Annotated in this window: 15 protein-coding genes; 13 read left to right on the top strand and 2 right to left on the bottom strand. The window is 57.8% G+C overall.

Translation table 11 applies throughout. From position 1 onward, the window contains the following. Positions 1 to 55 precede the first annotated feature (55 nt). Complete coding sequence (locus OXG98_11820) at positions 56 to 1213, top strand: Gfo/Idh/MocA family oxidoreductase (GenBank protein ID MCY3772690.1); 1158 nt, start codon at positions 56 to 58, stop codon at positions 1211 to 1213. Positions 1214 to 1324: 111 nt separating this feature from the next. Here OXG98_11820 and OXG98_11815 read toward each other — a convergent pair whose 3' ends face one another. Continuing rightward, positions 1325 to 2440 carry an amidohydrolase family protein gene (locus OXG98_11815; protein ID MCY3772689.1) on the bottom strand — a complete coding sequence of 372 codons (1116 nt, stop codon included), beginning with the start codon at positions 2438 to 2440 and terminating at the stop codon, positions 1325 to 1327. Positions 2441 to 2754: 314 nt separating this feature from the next. Between OXG98_11815 and OXG98_11810 the strand changes: the two genes are divergently transcribed. From OXG98_11810 to OXG98_11800, 3 genes are all read left to right on the top strand, one after another. Then, positions 2755 to 4251 (top strand): Fic family protein, encoded by a 1497-nt coding sequence (locus OXG98_11810; protein ID MCY3772688.1) that lies wholly within the window; start codon positions 2755 to 2757, stop codon positions 4249 to 4251. A gap of 1 nt (position 4252) precedes the next feature. After that, positions 4253 to 4453 (top strand): DUF2283 domain-containing protein, encoded by a 201-nt coding sequence (locus tag OXG98_11805; protein MCY3772687.1) that lies wholly within the window; start codon positions 4253 to 4255, stop codon positions 4451 to 4453. Between the two features lie 120 nt (positions 4454 to 4573). Then, positions 4574 to 5359 (top strand): phytanoyl-CoA dioxygenase family protein, encoded by a 786-nt coding sequence (locus OXG98_11800; GenBank protein MCY3772686.1) that lies wholly within the window; start codon positions 4574 to 4576, stop codon positions 5357 to 5359. A gap of 6 nt (positions 5360 to 5365) precedes the next feature. On the opposite strand, the gene OXG98_11795 is transcribed toward OXG98_11800, so the two are convergent. Then, entirely contained in the window at positions 5366 to 5755 is a 390-nt protein-coding gene (locus tag OXG98_11795) for a clan AA aspartic protease (GenBank protein MCY3772685.1), read from the bottom strand. Between the two features lie 340 nt (positions 5756 to 6095). On the opposite strand from OXG98_11795, the gene OXG98_11790 reads away from it, so the two are divergent. From OXG98_11790 to cas2, 9 genes are all read left to right on the top strand, one after another. Continuing rightward, positions 6096 to 10184, top strand: a complete 4089-nt coding sequence (locus OXG98_11790) for an Ig-like domain-containing protein (GenBank protein MCY3772684.1) — start codon at positions 6096 to 6098, stop codon at positions 10182 to 10184. Positions 10185 to 10757: 573 nt separating this feature from the next. Beyond that, positions 10758 to 10901, top strand: coding sequence for a hypothetical protein (locus OXG98_11785; GenBank protein MCY3772683.1), 144 nt, complete (start codon positions 10758 to 10760; stop codon positions 10899 to 10901). 147 nt (positions 10902 to 11048) lie between these two features. After that, on the top strand, positions 11049 to 11708 hold the full coding sequence (gene cas6, locus OXG98_11780; GenBank protein MCY3772682.1) for a type I-MYXAN CRISPR-associated protein Cas6/Cmx6: 660 nt from the start codon (positions 11049 to 11051) through the stop codon (positions 11706 to 11708). Then, positions 11705 to 14095 carry a CRISPR-associated helicase Cas3' gene (gene cas3, locus OXG98_11775; GenBank protein ID MCY3772681.1) on the top strand — a complete coding sequence of 797 codons (2391 nt, stop codon included), beginning with the start codon at positions 11705 to 11707 and terminating at the stop codon, positions 14093 to 14095. The genes cas6 and cas3 overlap by 4 nt, the downstream gene beginning before the upstream one ends. Continuing rightward, the gene (gene cas8a1, locus OXG98_11770) at positions 14092 to 15957 is read left to right on the top strand and encodes a type I-MYXAN CRISPR-associated Cas8a1/Cmx1 (protein ID MCY3772680.1); all 1866 of its coding nucleotides are present in this window, start codon (positions 14092 to 14094) and stop codon (positions 15955 to 15957) included. The genes cas3 and cas8a1 overlap by 4 nt, the downstream gene beginning before the upstream one ends. A 22-nt stretch (positions 15958 to 15979) precedes the next feature. After that, positions 15980 to 16924, top strand: a complete 945-nt coding sequence (gene cas7i / locus OXG98_11765) for a type I-B CRISPR-associated protein Cas7/Cst2/DevR (GenBank protein MCY3772679.1) — start codon at positions 15980 to 15982, stop codon at positions 16922 to 16924. Further along, positions 16834 to 17610: a type I-MYXAN CRISPR-associated protein Cas5/Cmx5/DevS gene (cas5, locus tag OXG98_11760; GenBank protein MCY3772678.1), complete on the top strand. Its 777-nt coding sequence runs from the start codon at positions 16834 to 16836 to the stop codon at positions 17608 to 17610. Before cas7i ends, cas5 begins: the two co-directional genes overlap by 91 nt. 56 nt (positions 17611 to 17666) lie before the next feature. Beyond that, entirely contained in the window at positions 17667 to 19277 is a 1611-nt protein-coding gene (gene cas1, locus OXG98_11755) for a type I-MYXAN CRISPR-associated endonuclease Cas1 (protein MCY3772677.1), read from the top strand. After that, positions 19274 to 19558: a CRISPR-associated endonuclease Cas2 gene (gene cas2, locus OXG98_11750; protein ID MCY3772676.1), complete on the top strand. Its 285-nt coding sequence runs from the start codon at positions 19274 to 19276 to the stop codon at positions 19556 to 19558. Before cas1 ends, cas2 begins: the two co-directional genes overlap by 4 nt. The last annotated feature ends 407 nt before the right edge of the window (positions 19559 to 19965 follow it).

Below are 19965 nucleotides of genomic sequence, written 5' to 3'. Positions count from 1 at the left end.
TCAAGCCTTGTTATGTTGGATTCCTAATTCAGACGCCGGAAAAGGAGATTGCACCATGCAACAATACCGAGTCGCTATTCTGGGCTGCCGTGGCCGAGGCACGGCCGCGGGCCGCGCGTACCATCAGCATCCCCGCACCGAGGTTGTGGCATTATGCGACCTCGTGCCCGAACGGCTGGCGACCCTCGGCGACGAACTGGGAGTTGCGGCTCGTTACGACGATCTCGACCGGATGATCGACGCCGAGGCCCCGGACATTGTCGCCATTCCCACGGGCACGGAATTCCACTATACATTGGCTATGCGCGTGCTGGAGCACGGAGTCCACATCGACATCGAAAAGCCGATTTGCACGACCCTGGCCGAGGCCGACGCGGTGTTGGCCAAAGCCGTGGAGAAAGGGGTGCAAGTGGCCGTGCATCACCAGGGGCGCAGCGGTGGCGCGCTGCAAGCGATCAAAGCGGCGATTGCCGAGGGCCGGATCGGCGACTTGCGCTATGTGCAGGGCAGCGGCAAAGGCTACTACGGCGGCTACGGCCTGATGAATATCGCCACACACTCGCTCAATGCCATGCTCGGCGTGGTCGGGCCGGTGCGGAGCGTGCAAGCCGTGGCCTTGACCGATGGCCGTCCAATCACTCCCGAGGATGTGGTGCCGTCGCCGAGCGGCATGGGCTATATCGCCGGTGAACACGTGACCGCGGCGCTTGACTTTGAATGCGGGATTTCGGGTGTCCTCCTGCAGCACCGCTTCCCCAGGATGGATTCAACAGCCTATATGATCGAGATCTACGGCACCGAGGGCAGGCTCTACTGGAAAAGCGACGCCCCGTGGATTTTGTCCACGCCACATTTCGCCCCCGGCCAGGCTGAGTGGCAGCCGCTTACCCCCATCGTGCCAGCGCACTACGATCCGGCGGGTCCGGCTTCTCTGGAGGATTACCAGTTCGCCGACGAGTACGTGCAGGCGCTTGACGAGGGCCGTGCGCACGAGTGTTCGGGCGACGCTGGACGCCACGTGCTGGAGATACTGATGGGGATTTTCGAGTCGGGCGCGCGCGGTCGGCGTGTGGAACTGCCGCAAGCGGAACGCGATCACCCGCTCCTGCGCTGGCGCGAGGAACACGGCATGGGCCTGCCCGGCCCGATGCCGCGCCCGTATGCGGAATGGCTCGCCGCGGAAGACTGCCGTTTGGGACGGGGTGCGAGCTAGCCGCCGAGCTTTCCGACAAACCCAGCCTCGTCCGCAGACTCACCTTTCCGGGATGACAAAAGTCCCAGTCGCTGCCTCGGAGACCCGTGTCACGGTTTCCCCGCCTCTTGCCTACCCGGCCGATTTACCCACCCCCATGATCCGCTCCATATTGCCACCGAGGATCGCCGCCATCTCGTCCTCGTCCAGGAACGGGCAGTAGCGCCTCACATAGTCCAGGCTCTGGCGATAGGTCCAGTGCAGCAGCACGATGGGGATGTCCGTTCCCCACAGGATGCGGTCGGCGCCGGAACGTTCGACCATCTTCTCCAGGACGGGCCGCATCTGCGGCATGGGGTAGTCCCAGCGCGACTGCAGGAACACGGCGAAGAGGATCTGGATGTGGAAACGGGGGTGGCCCGCGGGTGCGGCTTCGTACACTTCGTCGGGGACGTTGATCCGGTCGCGTTCGGCAAACATCCGCCAGGGGAATCCATGCGTCACGATCACGTCCACATCGGGGAATCGGTCCATCCAGGCACGCAACGAATGTAGCTCTTCGATGTATGCGGAAGGCGATCCGACTGCGCCGAGGGTGAAGAAAACAGGAATACCCAGTTCGGCCACTGCTGTCCAGAACGGGTCGAAATCGGGCCCGGTCCATTCAGCGGAGAGGTCATAAAGCGGCCGATGAAAAGGCGCGAACTGAAGGCCCGAAAGGCCGTGAACGCCGATCGCCCGTTCCAGTTTCGCAATGGCCTCGCCGGTCCGTTCCGGAATCCACCACTCGGGGACCTGGGCCAGTCCCTGGATCCGCTTGGGGTAGCGGCGGCAACACTCCGCGATGTAACTGTCGTCGAGCCCCATGTAGGGCGTGCGGTGCAGGAGAGCCCGGTCGACGCCCGCGTAGTCCATCTCTGCCACCAGGTACTCCGCGGGGAAGGAGAAGTCCTCCGTCCACGGCGGCAAGGCCTGCTTGACGTAATCCTCGCCGTCGACCGTCCACTCGGCCAGTCCATGTTTTCCGGTGCGGAAGTCCGCGTCCCGCAGGCCCTCGAAGCGCCAGGGTCGATCGGGGTCGTAGAGGCCCGTTGCGTCGGCCGGCGCGCGGTCGCTATGCCGCCAGACCGGTTGCTGCCGGGCCAGGGCCATGAACAGTTGTAAATGACGATGGAACTCGGCACGATCGTCGAAACCACCGATATCGCGCGTGGGAGGAAAACAGTAGGCGTGTCCGTCGTAGATCATGTTAGCATCACCGACTGGGGCGTGAACCGGAACCTGAGTCATCGTGCAGATCTAAATCTCTGTGCGTAATCAACGTGGTCTCGGAGGATCCTCAAACCGCTTATGTTTCGCACGTTGAATAGCAGGTATATACATCCATGATAAACAGTTATTCTCGGGATGTCAAAACGCGGGGATTTCCTGCTAAACGCGTTGACAAAAACAACAGTTCGGGAGTATTATTCAGCCAGGAATCAAGTCCATTGTATTCCGCATAGAAGCCTTCATATATCGGTTTCTTAGACTCTAACAATCGACTGGCCGGAGCGGTGTCAGTGCAAAGCAACGAAACGCGTCCGATCTGGAATCCCGAAACAGGCATTGAAGACCTTGAAGTTGATTCGAGTGATCTCAGTTCTTCCGAGATCCCGGGGATCAAAGCGATTTGGACCGAGCAGCAGGAACGGTTGAAGGACAAGGCGCAACTTTCCGACTTCACCGAGAAGTTGAGCCGTGAATGGGCGATAGAAACCGGTATCCTCGAGAATCTATACGAGATCGACCGCGGCGTCACGCAGACCCTCATCGAGCGGGGATTTCAGTCCGAACTTCTTAGCCACGGGACGACCAATAAACCCGGCGAATTCGTGATACGGCTCTTGCGAGATCAGAAGGAAGCTTTGGAAGGCGTCTTCGCCTTCGTGAAGAACGACCGGTCCCTCACTACTTCCTATATCAAAGAGTTACACGCGGTTTTGCTGCGCAACCAGCACACGACCGAGGGCCTCGACAGTCAGGGTAGAAAAACCGAAGTCCCACTCATCAAAGGTGACTGGAAAACCCAGCCGAACTACCCCGTCCGGGATGGCGTGATGTACAGCTACTGCCCGCCGGAACAGGTTGGGTCGGAGATGGACCGGTTGATTGAGATGCACGAGGCGCACATCTGCAACGGCGTGTCTGCTGAAGTACAGGCCGCGTGGCTGCATCATCGATTCGCCCAGATCCATCCGTTTCAAGATGGAAACGGTCGCGTGGTTCGTGCGATCGCTTCGCTGGTGCTTGTTAAAGAAGGACTCTTCCCACTTGTGATAAGGAGGGACGACAGGGGGAGATACCTGGAAGTCCTTGAAGCCGCCGACCATGGCGACCTGAACCCTCTTGTCAAGCTGATCACCAGACTGCAAAGAGATCAGTTTCGAAAAGCAACCCAGATATCCGAAGATCTGCGTCGGGAGGAGGACGTGCAGGCGGTTCTGGACGGGTTGGATAAGGAAGCCCGCAGAATCGCGACAGAGCAACGAAAGGCATACCGGCAAGTTTTTGAATTCGCCAGCGCTATCGAGAACAATCTTGAGAATCGCCTGAATGCAATTAGGCGAGATGTATTGAGACCTCTAAGACGGATAGCGCTTCAAGCAACTGCTTTCGTACGAAGATCCGATGAAAACTCGGATCATTTCTACCGGGCTCAGATCGTAGAGATTGCAAAAGAACATATTGGCTACTACGCCAGTACTTCCGAATACAGGTCCTGGGTTTCATTGATCATGCGGTGGTCGCGTCGTGGCCAGTTGGTGTTTGCGATACACGGAATCGGAAGGCCATTTAACGGAAGCCTCATCTGCTCGCCATTCCTGGAATTCAGAGACTACGATGTTTCCGACGAGGAGCGCGAGGAGCGTCAATCAAATTCAACACTGATTCCGGTCGACGAGGAGGGGTTTATCTTTTTTTACAACGAGGACAAGGAACGACTGCTCGAAAGGTTTACGCCCTGGCGGGAAAACGTCCTGAAAGTCGTGATCAGCGAGCTCACTCAGAACCTATAATATGAAACTCCATGTAGACAAGGAAGCGGACGCTCTTTACCTGCGCTTCGACGATTCAGCCATTGTCGAGTCTGAGGAAGTCTCCCTTGGCGTGGTGCTCGATTTTAACGATTCGAACGAAGTGGTGGGCGTGGAATTGCTTCAGCTTTCGAAGCGCTCCACTAACCTGAATCTTTCTGCGCCAGTGTTCGAGACCGTGTGAGTGCGGTGGTCAACTCACGTACCTCCTGATCGAGCAAGTCCGCTGAAACATCACTTACCATACCACTCCGACTTGCGGTGAGGTCACGAATCCGCTTCGATTCACTTCCCCACTCCAAACATGACCAACCATCCCACAGACGCCGAACGTTTCCTGTTCGACACGAACGGTTACCTGGTGCTGGAAGATTTCCTGCCTGAATCCCTGGTCGATTCGCTCAATGCCGCTCTGGAGCGGACGATAGCGCGCCGCCGCGATCCCGGGTTCCATCGAGCGCACGAGCCGGCCTTTGAGGATCGGGTCGACGGAGCCAACGCGCGGGTCATGCACCTGCTGGCAGAAGACCCGCTCTTTCTGGACATGCTCGACTACGAGCCGATGATGGCCTATGTCCATGATCTGTTCAACGAGATGCCGCATCTGCACTCGACCGATGCCATCTACGAGGTCGAACCCGAAGAGCATCACGGCCGGGGCTGGCATATGGACGGGATCCAGCACGGATTTCGCGACTTCCGGCCGCACATCCCGTTGTTGCAGTTCAAGGTGGGGTATTACCTGAGCGACATGTCCGAACCCGACCAGGGCAACCTGACCCTGGTACCGGGCAGCCACAAGTCCCTGATCGAACCGGATTCGAAGAACGGCATGCCCGGCGCCGTGCAGGTCTGCGGGCGGCCCGGCACGGCCGTGCTCTTCCACAACGGGGTGTGGCATTCGGCCGGCCCGTTCACGCGCCACGGCGGCAAGCGGGTGATCCTCTACTACGGCTACGAACACCCGTGGATGCTGGCGTGCGCGGAGCAGTGGCGGTACGACAGGGACTTCCTGAACGGCCTCACACCCAGACACCGGCGCTTCTTCCACGGGTTCGTCTTCGATCCGCCCGAATACCGCTGGGGTTGAGGGCGATCAGGCGGCCTTGCGGTCCGCATCCTTGCGCTTCATCATTATGCCCGGGAGCCGCTTCAGTCTTTCACTGCGAGGGTCGATCTCGAACCCGCCGGACTTCAGGGTAGTAACGCCGATCAGTGGTTCCGCCCCTTCCTCGCCATACACGATGGTCCCGCCGACGATCACTCCTTCGAACTCGATCTCCGCGACCGTCGCTTCCAGCGTGACCGGTTTCCCATCAGCGAGAAAATAGTCGCGACTTCCCCTCGGTTTGAGGCCAATCGCTTCCAGGCGCTCCTTCGGCAAGAGCGAGTCGAACGCCCCGTTATCGACCATAAACTTGCCGGTCCAGCTACGATGTAGCTCGGCGGGGTTTCGGATCGTTACGTTGACGTATGTGGTACCCATATTACATACCTCCCGTAGGTTCCTCGTTTGATGATTCAAGATATATCGGATGATCCGCGTTCCCTGTCATAGAATAGAGTCGCAAATCACTTGATTTTCTATTCGACTTTTCTGAAGTGTACTGTAATCGGGTGTTAAGCGGGTTCGGAACAGGTCGGCCTGGATACTTGCGCTCAGGGACGTAGCCAATGCTCAGGGCGGACCGGGAATACCGGGATGAATCGGAGCCACATATACAAGGTCATCTCCGGAGTCGCCAATTCACGTCCGGTTACGAATGAACATCAGGAAGCGCCGTAACACGCATCATCCTCGACGCGTTTCGCGATGGAATTGAGCCATGAGGTTTCTTGTCGTTCCTGTCGTCCTCTCGATCATTGTCCTTCCGTCGTGCAGCAGGGAAAGCCCCACGGGACCGCTGCCGGCGGCCAGCATCAGGATATCGCCTGCCGAGGCCGAGCTGGACGCCATTGGCGCGACCGTGCAGTTCACCGCGTCGGTCCGGGACGGGAACGATCGGGTGATAGCGGACGCTGCAGTGACGTGGACCAGCGGAAACACCGAAGTGGCCAGCGTGACTGAAGAGGGCCTGGTCACGGCCAAGAAGAACGGTTCCGCGGTCGTCACTGCCGTTTCAGGGCAATTCCGTGCGAACGCCGCCGTCACGGTATCGCAGGCGGTCGCCCGCATCGAGGTCGCGCCCGCCAGCGCAACGCTGACGAAGGCGGACGGGTCTCTGCGGGTGGAAGCCGTGGCGAAAGACAGGAACGGCAACCTGGTGCCGAACGCGCGGCTCGTCTGGACAAGCAGCGATCCCATCATCGTCTCGGTGAACGCCCTGGGAGACCTCGAGGCGCGGTCGAACGGAAACGCCCGGATCACCGTGTCTTCCGGGGAAGTATCGACAAGCGTGGAGATCACGGTCTCGGGTTTCGGACCGGACGCGCCGGAACGCGCCGCCCTGGTGGCGCTGTTCAACGGCACCGGCGGACCGGGATGGACGCTCGCCACGAACTGGTCGAGCGACGCGCCCCTGGCCGAGTGGCAAGGAGTGACGACTGACGCCGAAGGAAGGGTGATTGAATTGTTGCTCGACAGGAACGGCCTGAACGGCGCATTTCCCGTGGAACTGGGCCGGCTGGGAAGGCTCCGGTCTCTTTCGCTCGTGGGCAATCAGTTGACCGGAAGCATACCCCCCGAAATCGGACGACTCGCCAGGCTGGAGGCGCTGGATATTTCCTACAACCGGTTGACCGGAAGCATACCCCCCGAGATCGGACGACTCGTCAGGCTCAGGAAACTCGGCGCCAACGGTAACAACTTCTCGCCCGGGCCGTTGCCCCGGTCCATGACCAATCTCGACAACCTCGAATCCTTGAGGCTTGCGAGGACTTTTCTATGCGCATCGTTGGACGCGGTTTTCCAGGCCTGGCTCGGCGAGATTGGCGACGTTGAAGTGGACAACTGCGAGGACATGGAGCGGAGCGCGCTGATCGCGTTGTACAACGCGGCGGACGGGGGGAACTGGACCGGACGGCACAATTGGCTCACCGGCGCGCCCCTGAGCGACTGGCACGGAGTAGCGACCAATGACATGGGCCAGGTAACGGGCCTGGATCTGGAAGACAACAGCCTGAGGGGAACGCTGCCGTCCAGACTGGGCGATCTCCGGTCTCTGAGCGTATTGGACCTGTCGAACAACTCCGGGCTGACGGGACCGCTGCCTGTGTCGCTGGTTGGTCTCGGCCTGACGGTCCTCAAGTTGGGCGGAACGGGTCTTTGCGCGCCACAGGACCCCGCTTACCAGGCCTGGCTGGCCACCGTCGGGGACATACGGGTCGACGGCTGTCCCGCCGCAATTGCCCCCGACAGGTTGGCGTTGACCGCGCTATACGGCGAAACGGGCGGCGCGTACTGGAAGGAGGCCGCCAACTGGCTCGGCGAAGCGCCGTTGCGAGACTGGCACGGTGTCGAAACCGACTCCGAAGGGCATGTGATCTCCATCGACCTGGGGTACAATAACCTGAGGGGGCGTCTGCCTCCGGAACTGGCGCTGATGGAACGTCTGGAAACGTTGCGTCTTATCGGCAACGGCCTGACCGGGCACATTCCGCCCGAACTCGCGCGCCTCGCCCGGCTCGCAACGTTGGATCTCTCGGTGAACCTGTTGACGGGGCCCGTTCCGGCCGATCTGGGACGCCTGGCAGCCCTCTCCGTCCTCGATCTCTCCGCCAACGGGTTGACCGGGACCGTTCCACCCGAACTGGGACGCCTCGACCGGCTCACCGTCCTCGATCTCAGGCTCAACCGGTTACACGGACCGCTTCCACCGGAACTGGGGAACCTCCGCAGCCTCGGGCGACTGGAGCTCTCCTCCAACGAGTTTACGGGCCCTGTTCCCCCGGAATTGGGACGACCGGCAGCCCTCACCGTCCTCAACCTCGCCGTCAACGGGCTGACGGGCCCCGTTCCACCCGAATTGAGGCGACTCCGAAGCCTCGTCACACTCGACCTCGATAGAAACGGGCTGACGGGCTCCGTTCCGCCGGAACTGGGACAACTGGCCAACCTCGAGGAACTGGACCTCTCCACCAATGCGTTGACGGGCCCCGTTCCACCGGAACTGGGACGACTGGCCAACCTCGAGGAACTTAACCTCTCCACCAACGGGCTGACGGGCCCCGTTCCGCCGGAACTGGGACGACTGGCAAATCTCGTCACGCTGAGCCTGGCGTCGAATCGTCTGAGCGGGTCGGTCCCGTCCGAACTGGGAGCGCTCGGAAAGCTCAGGACGCTGAGTCTTTCCGGCAACGCCGCGCTGTCGGGACCGTTGCCGCGCGCGTTTCTCAACCTCGACCTGACCTCTCTGCTGCTGGCCGGCACGCGACTTTGCGCGTCCCGGGACGTCGAGACCCAGACGTGGTTGCGGGATATAGATGAAAGGCGCGTTGCCAACTGCGGCGACGCCGTCGCACGCGTTACGTCGGCGTATCTCACGCAGGCGGTGCAGTCCCTCGAAAATCCGGTGCCGCTGGTTGCCGGCAAGCCCGCGCTCCTGCGCGTCTTCGTAACGAACGGCGGCATGGCCGACGTCAAACGGCCGCCGGTACGCGCTACGTTCTACCGGAACGATCTTACAGTGTACACGGTCGAGATTCCGGGCGGAGACGACAGACTGCCGGACCGTCCGGAGGAGGGAGATCTCGCGGCTTCATCCAACGCCGCGATACCGGCCGAAGTCGTTCGGCCGGGCCTGGAAATGGTGATAGAAATCGACCACGGCGGAATACCGGATTCCGCTTCGGGCGTCGGTCGCCGCCAGCCGTCTACCGGACGGCTGGCCCTGGAGGTGACAGAGGTGCCGCCCCTCGACCTTACCCTGGTCCCGTTTCTGTGGACGTCGAATCCGGACCGGGCGCTCGCCGACTACGCCGCGGGCCTGTCGTCCGATGACGAACTGTTCAGGATGACCCGGGAGACGCTGCCGGTAGGTGATTTCCATCTGTACGTGCGCGCGCCCGTATGGACCTCGGTGAAATCCGAGGCGAAGAACACCATATCGATCCTGGTCGAGGTCTTTGTGGTTCGCATCCTGGACGGCGCCCGGGGACACTACATGGGCATCCTCCCTGCCAGCGAACGCGTGGGCGTCGCAACCATCCCCGGAAGCATCGGCGTGTCGGCGCTGGACGCATACACCATTGCCCATGAACTCGGACACAACATGAACCTGAGGCACGCGCCGTGCGGCGGACCGGCCGGGCTGGACCCCGACTATCCCTACGTCGACGGGACTACCGGCGCATGGGGATACGACCTCCTGTCGGGATCGCTGGTGTCGCCGCGGACCTTCGACCTGATGAGTTACTGCCCTCCCGGATGGATCAGCGACTTCCACTTCGTCAAGGCGCTGATCTATCGGCGGTCCCTGGAAACGCCCGTTCCGGCGGTGCGCGCCGCTTCCGCGACCAACCTGCTGCTATGGGGCGAAGTGAACGACCTGGCGGAAACCGTCCTCCATCCTGCCTTCGCGGTCGACGCCCCGCCCGCCCTGCCGGAGACCGGCGGTCCGTATCGCCTCACCGGAGAAGACGGAGCGGGGAACACGCTGTTCGCGCTGTCCTTCGGCGCGTCGGCAGTAGCGGACGGGGCCGGGCGCGTTTTCGCCTTCGTGCTTCCCGTCCGGACAGACTGGCTCGATCGATTGCATCGGATCGCGTTATCCGGCCCGGAAGGGGTGAAGACGATAGATCGAAGAGGAGGGTCGGCCGCCGCGATCATGCTGGACCGGACGACCGGAGCGGTCCGTGGCATCCTCCGAGACTGGCCCGACCAGGGCGGCTCACCCGCGTTCGCCCGGCGCGTGCCGCCGGACGGAGATTTCGAAGTCCTGATCAGCCGCGGCATCCCGGATTTGAATCCCCGGTAGCGTGGGTTGGCTGCCGAAGCCCCAGTAGCGAGGAGTGTCTGCCGAAGCTTCGGCGGCCGGTTCAAAAAACTGTTTTGGGAATCGTGCAATGGGGTATAAGGATCAGGTATGCCCAGAGGATTGTCCAAGCGATTTGCCAGTAACGCTTCGTATGGGCTCGACACCGGCGAACTGTCCCAATGTACGGACGGCGAACTCTTGCAGAAGATCCGATCCTCCATTTCGTGCCCGTCCTTCATCCCGAATCCTTGACACTGCATCGTATACTCAGTACTTTCTCAAGTGAATAGTGAGCCGTAAACACGACTTCGTTTGGATGGACCACGGGAACCCGATCGATCTCTCGCGAGAGCATTTTATGGGATTGGATAACAAGGTAGGACCGCATTCGGGGATTAGCAAAAAGCCCACCGGTCCTACCCCCTCTGCGGCTAAACTTAAGCGGATGTTGGGCGCATCGCCCGGTTGCCGGGACTTGACGCCATATGAAATTGCGCTGCTGCGCAAGACCAAGCAGGAAATCGCTCAGATCGGGGGAGAGGTCCTTGCCAGGAAGGACAAACACAAGGAATAATGACACTGAACTTCAAGCATTTCTTCTCCAAGGCGTTCGGCAAGGATATCAGTCCTTTCGCCTATCAACAGGCTCTCGCTGAGCGGGCTTGGCCAGATACGCTCATCGCTCCGACCGGACTGGTGCACTATAGAGTTGATTGATGTAAACTTGATACTTTTGTAGATTGATTCAACCGTGAAACCGAAAATCTACACCCACTGCTTCGCAATGTTAAAGGCAGGCTGTTTCACAACGAATTCGTACTTGTAACGCACGTCATAGTTGCCGATTCAGACCGATTCCTATACATGAAAGTTCATCAATTGCCCCCAAAATTAGACATTCTGTTTCGCGTCATCGGCTCGGAAGTGCCCAGCGACCATGGATACGCACTGTACAGTGCACTTTCCCGCATTCTGGAAACCGAGGAAGATCAGTGGATACACGGCAATCCGCACATCGGTCTGCACACCGTTCGCGGCACTCCGCTCGGGAACGGCAGACGCCTGATCGGTCCCAACGCCCGCCTCGGTTTGCGCCTGCCAGCCGACCTGCTGCCTCGTTCCCTGAAGCTTGCTGGAAAAGCTCTCGAGTTGGACGGGTGCAAGCTGCGCATCGGTGTCAGTGAGACGCGGGCACTGGTTCCGGCGGCCACCTTGTACTGCCGTATCGCAACCACCAAAAACGGCGACGATGACGCCCGATTCGACGCCGAAATCGGTCGTCAATTGGTTTCCCTCGGCATACGCGGCAAGGTGTTCCGCGTGCCGGTAAATCCCAGGGAAAGTGGCGGTCGTGATCCTAGCCGCCGCATTGTCCGCGTCAAAAACAAGCGCATCGTCGGCTACTCAGTGCTGGCGACGGAACTGACGGGTGAGGAATCTATTCTTTTGCAAGAGCGTGGACTCGGCGGGAGGCGAAGGATGGGTTGTGGGGTTTTTGTTCCAAGAGAGGGGACGAGTACATGACCGACGTACTACTTGCCAAATCAAAAGGCCAAGAGAACGGCCAGAACGCGGTTTCCCTGCTAGACCACTCGAAGGCCGTCTTGGCGGCTGCCCGTGCGATAATCGACGAAGTGGAAGAATACCTTCCTGCGGAATTACCTAAATCCGATCTGCGGAAACTTGTCATTTCAGGAGCGGTCCTGCACGACCTCGGCAAGGCGAACGGTATTTTTCAAGGCAAACTTCATCCTCAGCGAGAAGAGTTCCCAAAAATCCCATGGCATCAAAGACAACCGCTCCGGCATGAAGGCCTAAGCGCATTGATTATCGCTGGATATGTCAAGGCCGCTGAGAAGTTTTCCGCTGACTTGGAAACGGAGCTTTTTAGCGAGTGCGAGAATCCTGAAATATCCCGATGGATGTTAGCTTGGCTGGTCGGTGGTCATCACCTCCAGATGCACCATGCCGAGGATGACTCATCCGGCTTGGTTCGCATCAGCGGTATTGGTTCCGACTACATCCGGTTTCATGGTGATCTTTTAGGTAAGGAGTGGCAACGGGAATTCCCTGAAGTTTTGCCCGAAGCGCTCTACGTTCCTGATTTCTGCATTTCTACGAATATAAGCGATGGTGACGATCACCACGCTGCCCTGATGGACAATTTCGCGTGGGAATCAGAAGAACTGGCCGAATCGCTGTCGCTCGACGAGTTGCTCCTGCTGGCGTTTGCCAAAGCGATCCTCATCGCGGCGGACGTAGCCGGTTCTGCCCTATGGGACGGTGAGGGCGATGAAATCACCCGATTGGAAAGTGGTGTGCGAGCATCGCTGCGGAATCATTATAATCAAGAGGACTTGAAGGCAATTGTGCGCACCCGGCTCAAGGTTGGAGTAAACGCCGACTACGGGACGGAACTTTATCCATTTCAGCGGCAAGTCCGAGACGCAAGTAAAACCCGCGTCGTTTTGGAAGCTGCCTGCGGTGGCGGTAAGACCATCGCAGCCTATGAATGGGCACGCCAGTACGCCGAAGCCGGACGCAAGTTAGTTATTTGCTATCCGACCACCGGCACAGCGGCGGCAGGATTTGACGACTATCTGTTTGCACAGGAGGAATTGGAACGCAGCCTGATATCTAGCCGAGCCAGTGTGGATATCCGAAGGATGCTAGCCAATGAGCCGGAAGCGACCAGGGGAGAAGAGCGCGAGTTGCGCCACCCCAACCGCGACCAAGATTTGGAAAACCTGATGAAGCAGGATTCGCTAGAGGCTTGGGGTCAGCAAGCCATCGCCGCGACAGCCGATTTCGTCCTAGGACTCATGCAAAACCATCGGCGCGGGCTATTCAGTTTCCCGGTTATCCTCAAAAGCGCCATTGTTTTCGATGAAATCCACAGCTATGACGCCAAAATGTTCGGCTCTCTAGTGCGATTTTTGCGGACGTTTCCGCAGATTCCGGTATTGCTGATGACGGCGTCATTGCAACCGTCTCGGCGCGAAGCGCTGGATGCGGTGGGCGTGGACTACGAGCTCATTCCCGGCGACGACAATATGGAAAGAGCTGGTCGGTATCGCTTGGAATGGTACGAGAAAAACAAAAAACAGTCTGATGTCTCAGATAAGTACTGGGAGGCTGTCAAGGACACACTCGACAACCGGGGCAAGGTGTTGTGGGTATGCAATACCGTTGCCGATGCCACCTGTATTTACGACGAGGCGGAGCAGTTCGGCAACGACGTGAAACGCATCCTGTTCCACAGCCGCTTTTGCTACCGCCATCGCGTGAACCGCCAAAACGAGATATTGGCGGCCTTCAACGAGGATAAGGGACCGTGCTTGGCAGTGACGACGCAGGTGTGCGAAATGTCTTTGGACATCAGCGCGAACTTACTGGTGACGGCTCTCCCAACGTTTCCGGCCCTAGTTCAACGTATGGGACGATTGAACCGACGTTACCCCCTGGAAAGTCCCGACGGTGCTCGGTGCTTGGTCTATGATTACGACGGCATGGATGGGCGCCCTTACCTCCGTGCAGACCTGAACGCGGCTCGCGCCGCCGTCAAGAAACTCGCCGAAAAGCGCCGAGTCCTTTCCCAACACGATCTCAATAACGCACTGAATGAAATGCCGGAAAAGGTTGACGACATCAAGTTCCATTCCTCTTGGCTAGACGGCGGCTGGGAAAGTAAGTCGTCAACACTGCGAGAGGGTGAGGCTACCGTGCCCGTTCTGCTGGTGCAGCACGAAGATGAAATTCGCGAGGGCCTCAACGAGATCGGCAAAAACCCGGCCGTCAAGGAATGGCTAGTTCCGATTCTGGCCAGCAAGCAAATCGGTCGTGTCGGCAGCATCGGAGGTTATCCGCTGGTGTCCGGTGTAGAATACGACGAGGAAAAAGGCGCGAGATGAGCGGTGGGGAGAAAAAGGCAAAAAGCACGGGGGTGACTTTCCGTTTGAACGAGCCGGGCATGGGAGAGCATGAGCGTGCGGGCTTGGCGGGATTGTGCCTGAGCTTGACCGCAGCAATAGTGTGGGAAAAGCAAGGGCGGACATTGCCGTTGCCCAAGACCGTCGAAAAGAGCCTGGATAGATTGCGCGAGACGGTAAGCAATTTGGATACCCCTTTTGTGGAAGATGGCTTGGGGATTTGTCTGGAATGGAGCGAAGGGAATGAAAAAGCCGTGCTGGAGGCCGTCGTCAAATGGGCGTGGCAAGTCCATGATGGAGTGTTTTTTCTCCCCGGTGTCCACCGCAAGCGCGAGCATCTGGATTGCGACCATCTGCGTCTGCATGTCCACAACGGTCTATTAGGAACCTTTTTTCAATTCCCAACGACCATCACGAAGGAGAAAGACCCTGAGCGAAAAGTTGTGCGCTTTGACGAGGAGAAAACCTTTTCAGTGTCATATCGCCGTATCTCGTCTGATGCGAAATTGCCTCAGCATAAAGCTATCCCCCCAAAGGGCATTTGTGGTAATGATACAGTAAAGGCAATGTCCTCTTGGATTTATCCGGGATCAGAACCGCGCTTCAACAACAATCTGTCAGGTATTCAACGAGAAACAGGATGGCGCGGTCCGGCACGGTTCGCCTATCTAATGTTGTTTGCGCCTATCGCCTGTCATTATATCAAGTTGCCGCGTTCCAACGCCGATAATTGGGCATATATGATTCCAAGCGTGGAGAACCTGCGGGGGTATCAGCGCGATTTTCTGCGTCGAAACTTGGTCAACTTCGGGAACTGGCCTTTTTACGGCGAGGTCTCAGGTCTAGAGGACGCCGCCTTACGCTATGCGACGAGAAGCAATGCGAGTAACCAGTCTGTTACGGTAGTCATGGGGAAAGCCAGTTTCTATCATGCTCAACAGAAGACTCGGAATAACCTGTGGCGTGAGTTTACCTCCTCCGACGATACATCGATGGTATTCCGGCGCTATGACATTTTTAACCGTGTCTTTCCGGCTGGCAACATGGCCCGGCCGACCCGTGAACCTAAACCCGAAGAAAGCAACCAAAAAGGCAGTCATTTCATTGTGTTACCGAATTGCCGAGAGCGGATTACGGCGAATATCCTGTGTGGCGATCCATGGTACGCTGACTTGGCGTATATCCCGTTTTGGCAGCGCGATCGCGTTGAAAACGACTGTCAGAATGTTAGGGAACGCGGACTGTCGGCGGTGGGGTTGGATTTGCTTTGGAAAAACGGCGATCAGGAAAAAGCGTCCATCTCGCCTGAGCGGTTGTGGTTTTTGAAATTGCATCACTTCGAAAGGAAACAGCTAATGTCGATTGCTAATGAGAATAATTTATGGGATGACCCACAGGAAAAGGACATGCTTGACGCTTTTCGAGGTGCATTACGCCGGCTTCTGAATCGGGAAGATGCAGCTTTGGGAAGAGGCGGGAGCCGGGATCTGTCCAAACGTTGGGATAATACGGCGGACAGATGGCACCGCCGACTTCTCCACGCCAAGACCAAGTTGTTGTTGGCTACAGTGGTCCACGAACTGCTCGCTCAGGCGGCGAGGAGCCCCGGTCCGAGAGATGGCAACTTGGTAGAGCCGGGCGGTCCCGCTTTCCTTTTGTCGAGAATCAGCGAGGATGAGAGCGATGAATCTCGTCGCATGCGCAACAATGCCTTTCAAGCTGAATTCCGCCGTATGGTGAATCATCCCAGCGACTGGAAGAAGGTTCGTGACTTGGCACTTCTGGCGCTGACGACATTTACAGACTCGCGACTTGTTAGGAACGAATACAATCAACCCACCTAAGGAAACGGAAGGACATTGGCTAATGACCACTCACATCTTCGGAATGGCACTAACGCACGAGGGCATCTTTTCCAACAATAGAGGCGAAAACGAGGGCAACACCAACACTCTTCAGAAAGTCATTCGCAACGGAGACTTGTTCTCCACCGTCTCGGCGGAGGCAATCCGCTATGCTTTACGCGATGGTTGGCAGCAAAGTGGCGAAAACCTTAACAGAAGAACGCGCGATCATCGTGCAGTTGAATATACAGATCGGGAGTTCAATGCCGAGGAGTGGCCAAACCGTCTGGACGATGACGTTCTCGGTTTTATGCATGCTAGCAATAACACTGTCAGTCGGCGCGCACCACTAGAGGTCACCCGTGCGATTTCCATCACGCCTTGGACCGGTGAGACCATACACAACTTTGCCGCGGCTGGTTCAAATCCGGCAGTTAAAGCCAGTGATCCGATCCCTTATTCAGTGGAAGTCCACCATACGCGCTATCAATTCGGATTCGCCTTGACTCCCGATTCTTTGGGGCGGGAAAGCAACGATGCCGCTAGTACACATAATGACGATGAAAAGATCAGGCGTATCGAGGCAACACTGAATGGTATTGCCAGTTTGCGGCGAGTCGGAGGAGCCCATGCCCGCTACTTCGCCGACTATTCGCCGGAAATCCTCATCCTTCGTGTGACCACCGATCCCGCGCCGCGCATGCTCTATTGCTTTGAGCAACATGAGGGAAGTGGCGATATCAGCATCTACGCTTTAGAAAGCAAGCTCGGTCGGGACATTAATCCCGAAGAACTGATTATTGGTACGGCAATTGACATCTCTGGATTAGGTAATTTGGAAAAGGACAATGACGGACAAATCACCGGCGAGGGTTCATGGAAAGGTGCAATCTTGACGGAAGGCGTGAAAGATGCGGTCAAAATGTGCGTCGAGCGTTTGAAAGGCAATACACAGCAATCGGTGTGACTTCAGAGGAAAGAACTATCCTCGTTCTGCGGGTGGATGTCCCTATGACGGGTCTGCGCCCGATGTGGGCGCGGGAATATCAGGAGACCTATCCCGCGCCACCGCCCTCTACAATCTACGGTATGTTGCTATCACTTGTCGGAGTGGAGCGGGAAGACAGGAAGAGGCACGCGGGTTTGCGTATAGCCATTGCTATGGCTGAAAACATGCAGGATTCATTTTGGCAAAGGCGAGAAAAGGGACGCATTTTCCGCAAGTTTCGTCGGGTGGCACAAGCAAAGAAAAACGCGGACCCGCTTGCCGACCGTCGTCCGGACTATCAGGAGTTATTGCTAGGTTTGGAGTTCTGGCTGTGGATAGACGACTCGCAGGCGAATCACCCGCTATGCGGTGAAGTCCGCAAGGCGCTTGATCCCAACAAGCGCGGCGAAATAGTGCGACATGGCGCACTATGCCTCGGAGAGTCCTCCCACATGGTTAACGAAGTTACGAAAGATAGTCCGCGTGGTAGAGGACGCTTTGTGGCCCCGAGCGAAAAAGGACTTCTTTCCATGCCAGTCTGGAGCGATCACAATGGAGACCGGCCTGCCATGCTCAACTTTGAAATTCGTGAGCCAGAGGTATTGACTGACCATCCACATACCGACTGCTGGATCACTGTCGCTCCGCGTGACTGGGAATTATGAACGACACCCCCTCAGTTTCATCCGCTACTCGTGACGACGCTCCTATCATTCGTGTCATGGCGTTGCACGCGCTCGCTTACTGCGAGCGTCTTTTTTACTTGGAAGAGGTCGAGGAAACCCGTGTTGCCGACCAGCGTGTCCACGCCGGACGTACTCTTCATGACGCCGAAGTCGATAAGAATCGTGAATGGCAGAGCTTGGAGCTTTCCAGCGAAGAATGGGGCTTTCGCGGCAAGGTGGATTTCGCTCGCTATCGCGACGGACGACTCGTTGCCGTCGAGCACAAGAAGGGCCGTTCCAAGGGCGATGACGCCTGGGAAAGCGACAAGCTCCAGGTCACGGCGTATGCTGTGCTCCTTTCCGAGCACTTCGACAAGCCGGTGCCTGAAGGGCGCATACGCTATCACGCCAGCAACAGGACGGTGCGCGTGTCGGTGGACGACGCAGCCCTTGATCGCCTGCGGCGTTCGGTGATCCGTGCAAGGGAGTTGTCTCTTTCACTGGAACGTCCTCCGGTGACCGACAATGAAAACCTGTGTACCAAGTGCTCACTTGCGCCGGTGTGCCTGCCGGAGGAGTCGCGTTTTGCCGCCGTGATAGATATGACCGACGATGCCGCCAGCCTCCTGAAACCACGTCGTCTCTTCCCGAAAGACGACGCACGCCGCGTTCTGCATGTCGTGGACCGCGACGCTCAGGTCAGACGTGCTGGATTGCAACTCGTCGTGCGCAACTCTACGGGGGAGGAGAAGAAGTACCCTGGCATGGACGTTGGAGCCATCATACTGCATGGCAGCGCACAGATCACGTCTCAGGCCATTCACTTCGCCGCTGGCAACGACATCGCTGTACATTGGATTAGCGGAGGCGGTTGGTACGTCGGGGGCGTCGCGCCGCCGGCAGGTGTGCAGCGTCGCTTGCGACAGTACCAGGCTCTGCAGGATGACAAACTGCGCTTACGTCTTTCTCGCCGTTTGGCGGAGGCCAAGATAGAAAACCAGTTGCGGTTCATCGTCCGTCAGTCGCGCACCCGAAATGCGCGTGACAAAGTGGAAGTGTTTCTCGATGCCATTCGGAATGAACTCCAGCAGATATCGCGTTGTAAGGACGCAGCCGCTCTGCGCGGCTGCGAGGGCATAGCCGCCCGGAGTTACTTTTCTGCGCTCGCACAATTACTGGATCCTAGCGAGAAACACATGGTTTTCTCTGGACGCAGCCGCCGACCGCCTCGTGACGGCTTCAACGCCGCGCTTTCTTTCGGTTACGGCCTGCTGTATCGGGAGGTAATGGCGGCGATCATTGCGGTAGGGCTTGATTCCACCTTCGGGTTTTTCCATGCGCCACGCACAGCGGCCCATCCGCTGGCATTGGATTTGATGGAACTATTCCGCACCACGCTGTGGGATATGCCGCTGATAGCCTCCGTCAATCGTCGGCAATGGACAGGAGAGCATCTCTCGATAAGCAAAAAACAGGTTTGGCTTTCCGATGAGGGCAAACGTCTTGCGATAAGCCTATTTGAGCAACGTAAGCAGGAAACCTGGAAACACCCGGTATTGGGGTATTCTCTAAGCTATACGCGCGCTATAGAGTTGGAAGCGCGATTGTTAGAGAAAGAATGGAGTGGCGAAGAAGGGCTGTTTGCCCGCATGCGCCTACGTGGATGAGCGAGCTTCGGTGGTACATTTTCAGCTACGATATCCGGGACCCCAAACGCTGGCGTCGCGTGTATAAGATCGTAAACGGTTACGGGGAACGGCTGCAATACTCGCTGTTCCGATGCCACCTAACTCAGACGCAGATGGAACAGGCCCGGCACGAGCTGGAGAAAGTGATGGCCGAGGAAGATGATCTACTCGTGGTCCGCCTCTCCCCACGCTGCAAGATCATAGAGCGGACTGAAGGTAGACTTTGGACTGAACCACCGCCACGATTTGATATCATTTAACGTGCGTGCTGAAAAGACAGGCACCTCTGAATGGACCGAAGGCCACATGGGAGATGGCATAAGTAACCTTTCTGTTTCCAGTACCTTATATAGGGATCAGCTATGTTCAGATGCCTGACACTCGTAAGTGGAAGGGAGATAATCAGTTGTCGTTACTGCGCTTGTAGAGTGTCGAGAATATGCGATGGAGATAGTGACATGCATGACATGTCCGGCGTTATTTCCTACAGAGACAAGCAGTTACGAGACGTACTGCGCAGAAACCTTTGATGCCGAAAGGCGTTGAGCACTATCGTTGGCCATCGAACCAGCGCGAAAGTGCACAGCGCAGAAACCTTTGATGCCGAAAGGCGTTGAGCACGCCGAAGTTTTTTCAAAGCGGTACGGCCATCTGTCTGCGCAGAAAC

The sequence above is a fragment of the Gemmatimonadota bacterium genome, from assembly GCA_026706345.1.
Lineage (GTDB): Bacteria > JAAXHH01 > JAAXHH01 > JAAXHH01 > JAAXHH01 > JAAXHH01.
The sequence above is the reverse complement of the archived record's forward strand: the minus strand, read 5'-3'. Positions and strand labels throughout refer to the sequence as shown.

What these genes read in the sequence shown, in the direction of transcription:
- OXG98_11820 (MCY3772690.1), top strand. Translation starts at nt 56, where the DNA reads ATGCAACAATACCGAGTCGCTATTCTGGGCTGCCGTGGCCGAGGCACG.
- OXG98_11815 (MCY3772689.1), bottom strand. Translation starts at nt 2,440, where the DNA reads ATGATCTACGACGGACACGCCTACTGTTTTCCTCCCACGCGCGATATC.
- OXG98_11805 (MCY3772687.1), top strand. Translation starts at nt 4,253, where the DNA reads ATGAAACTCCATGTAGACAAGGAAGCGGACGCTCTTTACCTGCGCTTC.
- OXG98_11800 (MCY3772686.1), top strand. Translation starts at nt 4,574, where the DNA reads ATGACCAACCATCCCACAGACGCCGAACGTTTCCTGTTCGACACGAAC.
- OXG98_11795 (MCY3772685.1), bottom strand. Translation starts at nt 5,755, where the DNA reads ATGGGTACCACATACGTCAACGTAACGATCCGAAACCCCGCCGAGCTA.
- OXG98_11790 (MCY3772684.1), top strand. Translation starts at nt 6,096, where the DNA reads ATGAGGTTTCTTGTCGTTCCTGTCGTCCTCTCGATCATTGTCCTTCCG.
- OXG98_11785 (MCY3772683.1), top strand. Translation starts at nt 10,758, where the DNA reads ATGACACTGAACTTCAAGCATTTCTTCTCCAAGGCGTTCGGCAAGGAT.
- cas6 (MCY3772682.1), top strand. Translation starts at nt 11,049, where the DNA reads ATGAAAGTTCATCAATTGCCCCCAAAATTAGACATTCTGTTTCGCGTC.
- cas3 (MCY3772681.1), top strand. Translation starts at nt 11,705, where the DNA reads ATGACCGACGTACTACTTGCCAAATCAAAAGGCCAAGAGAACGGCCAG.
- cas8a1 (MCY3772680.1), top strand. Translation starts at nt 14,092, where the DNA reads ATGAGCGGTGGGGAGAAAAAGGCAAAAAGCACGGGGGTGACTTTCCGT.
- cas7i (MCY3772679.1), top strand. Translation starts at nt 15,980, where the DNA reads ATGACCACTCACATCTTCGGAATGGCACTAACGCACGAGGGCATCTTT.
- cas5 (MCY3772678.1), top strand. Translation starts at nt 16,834, where the DNA reads ATGGAAAGGTGCAATCTTGACGGAAGGCGTGAAAGATGCGGTCAAAAT.
- cas1 (MCY3772677.1), top strand. Translation starts at nt 17,667, where the DNA reads ATGGCGTTGCACGCGCTCGCTTACTGCGAGCGTCTTTTTTACTTGGAA.
- cas2 (MCY3772676.1), top strand. Translation starts at nt 19,274, where the DNA reads ATGAGCGAGCTTCGGTGGTACATTTTCAGCTACGATATCCGGGACCCC.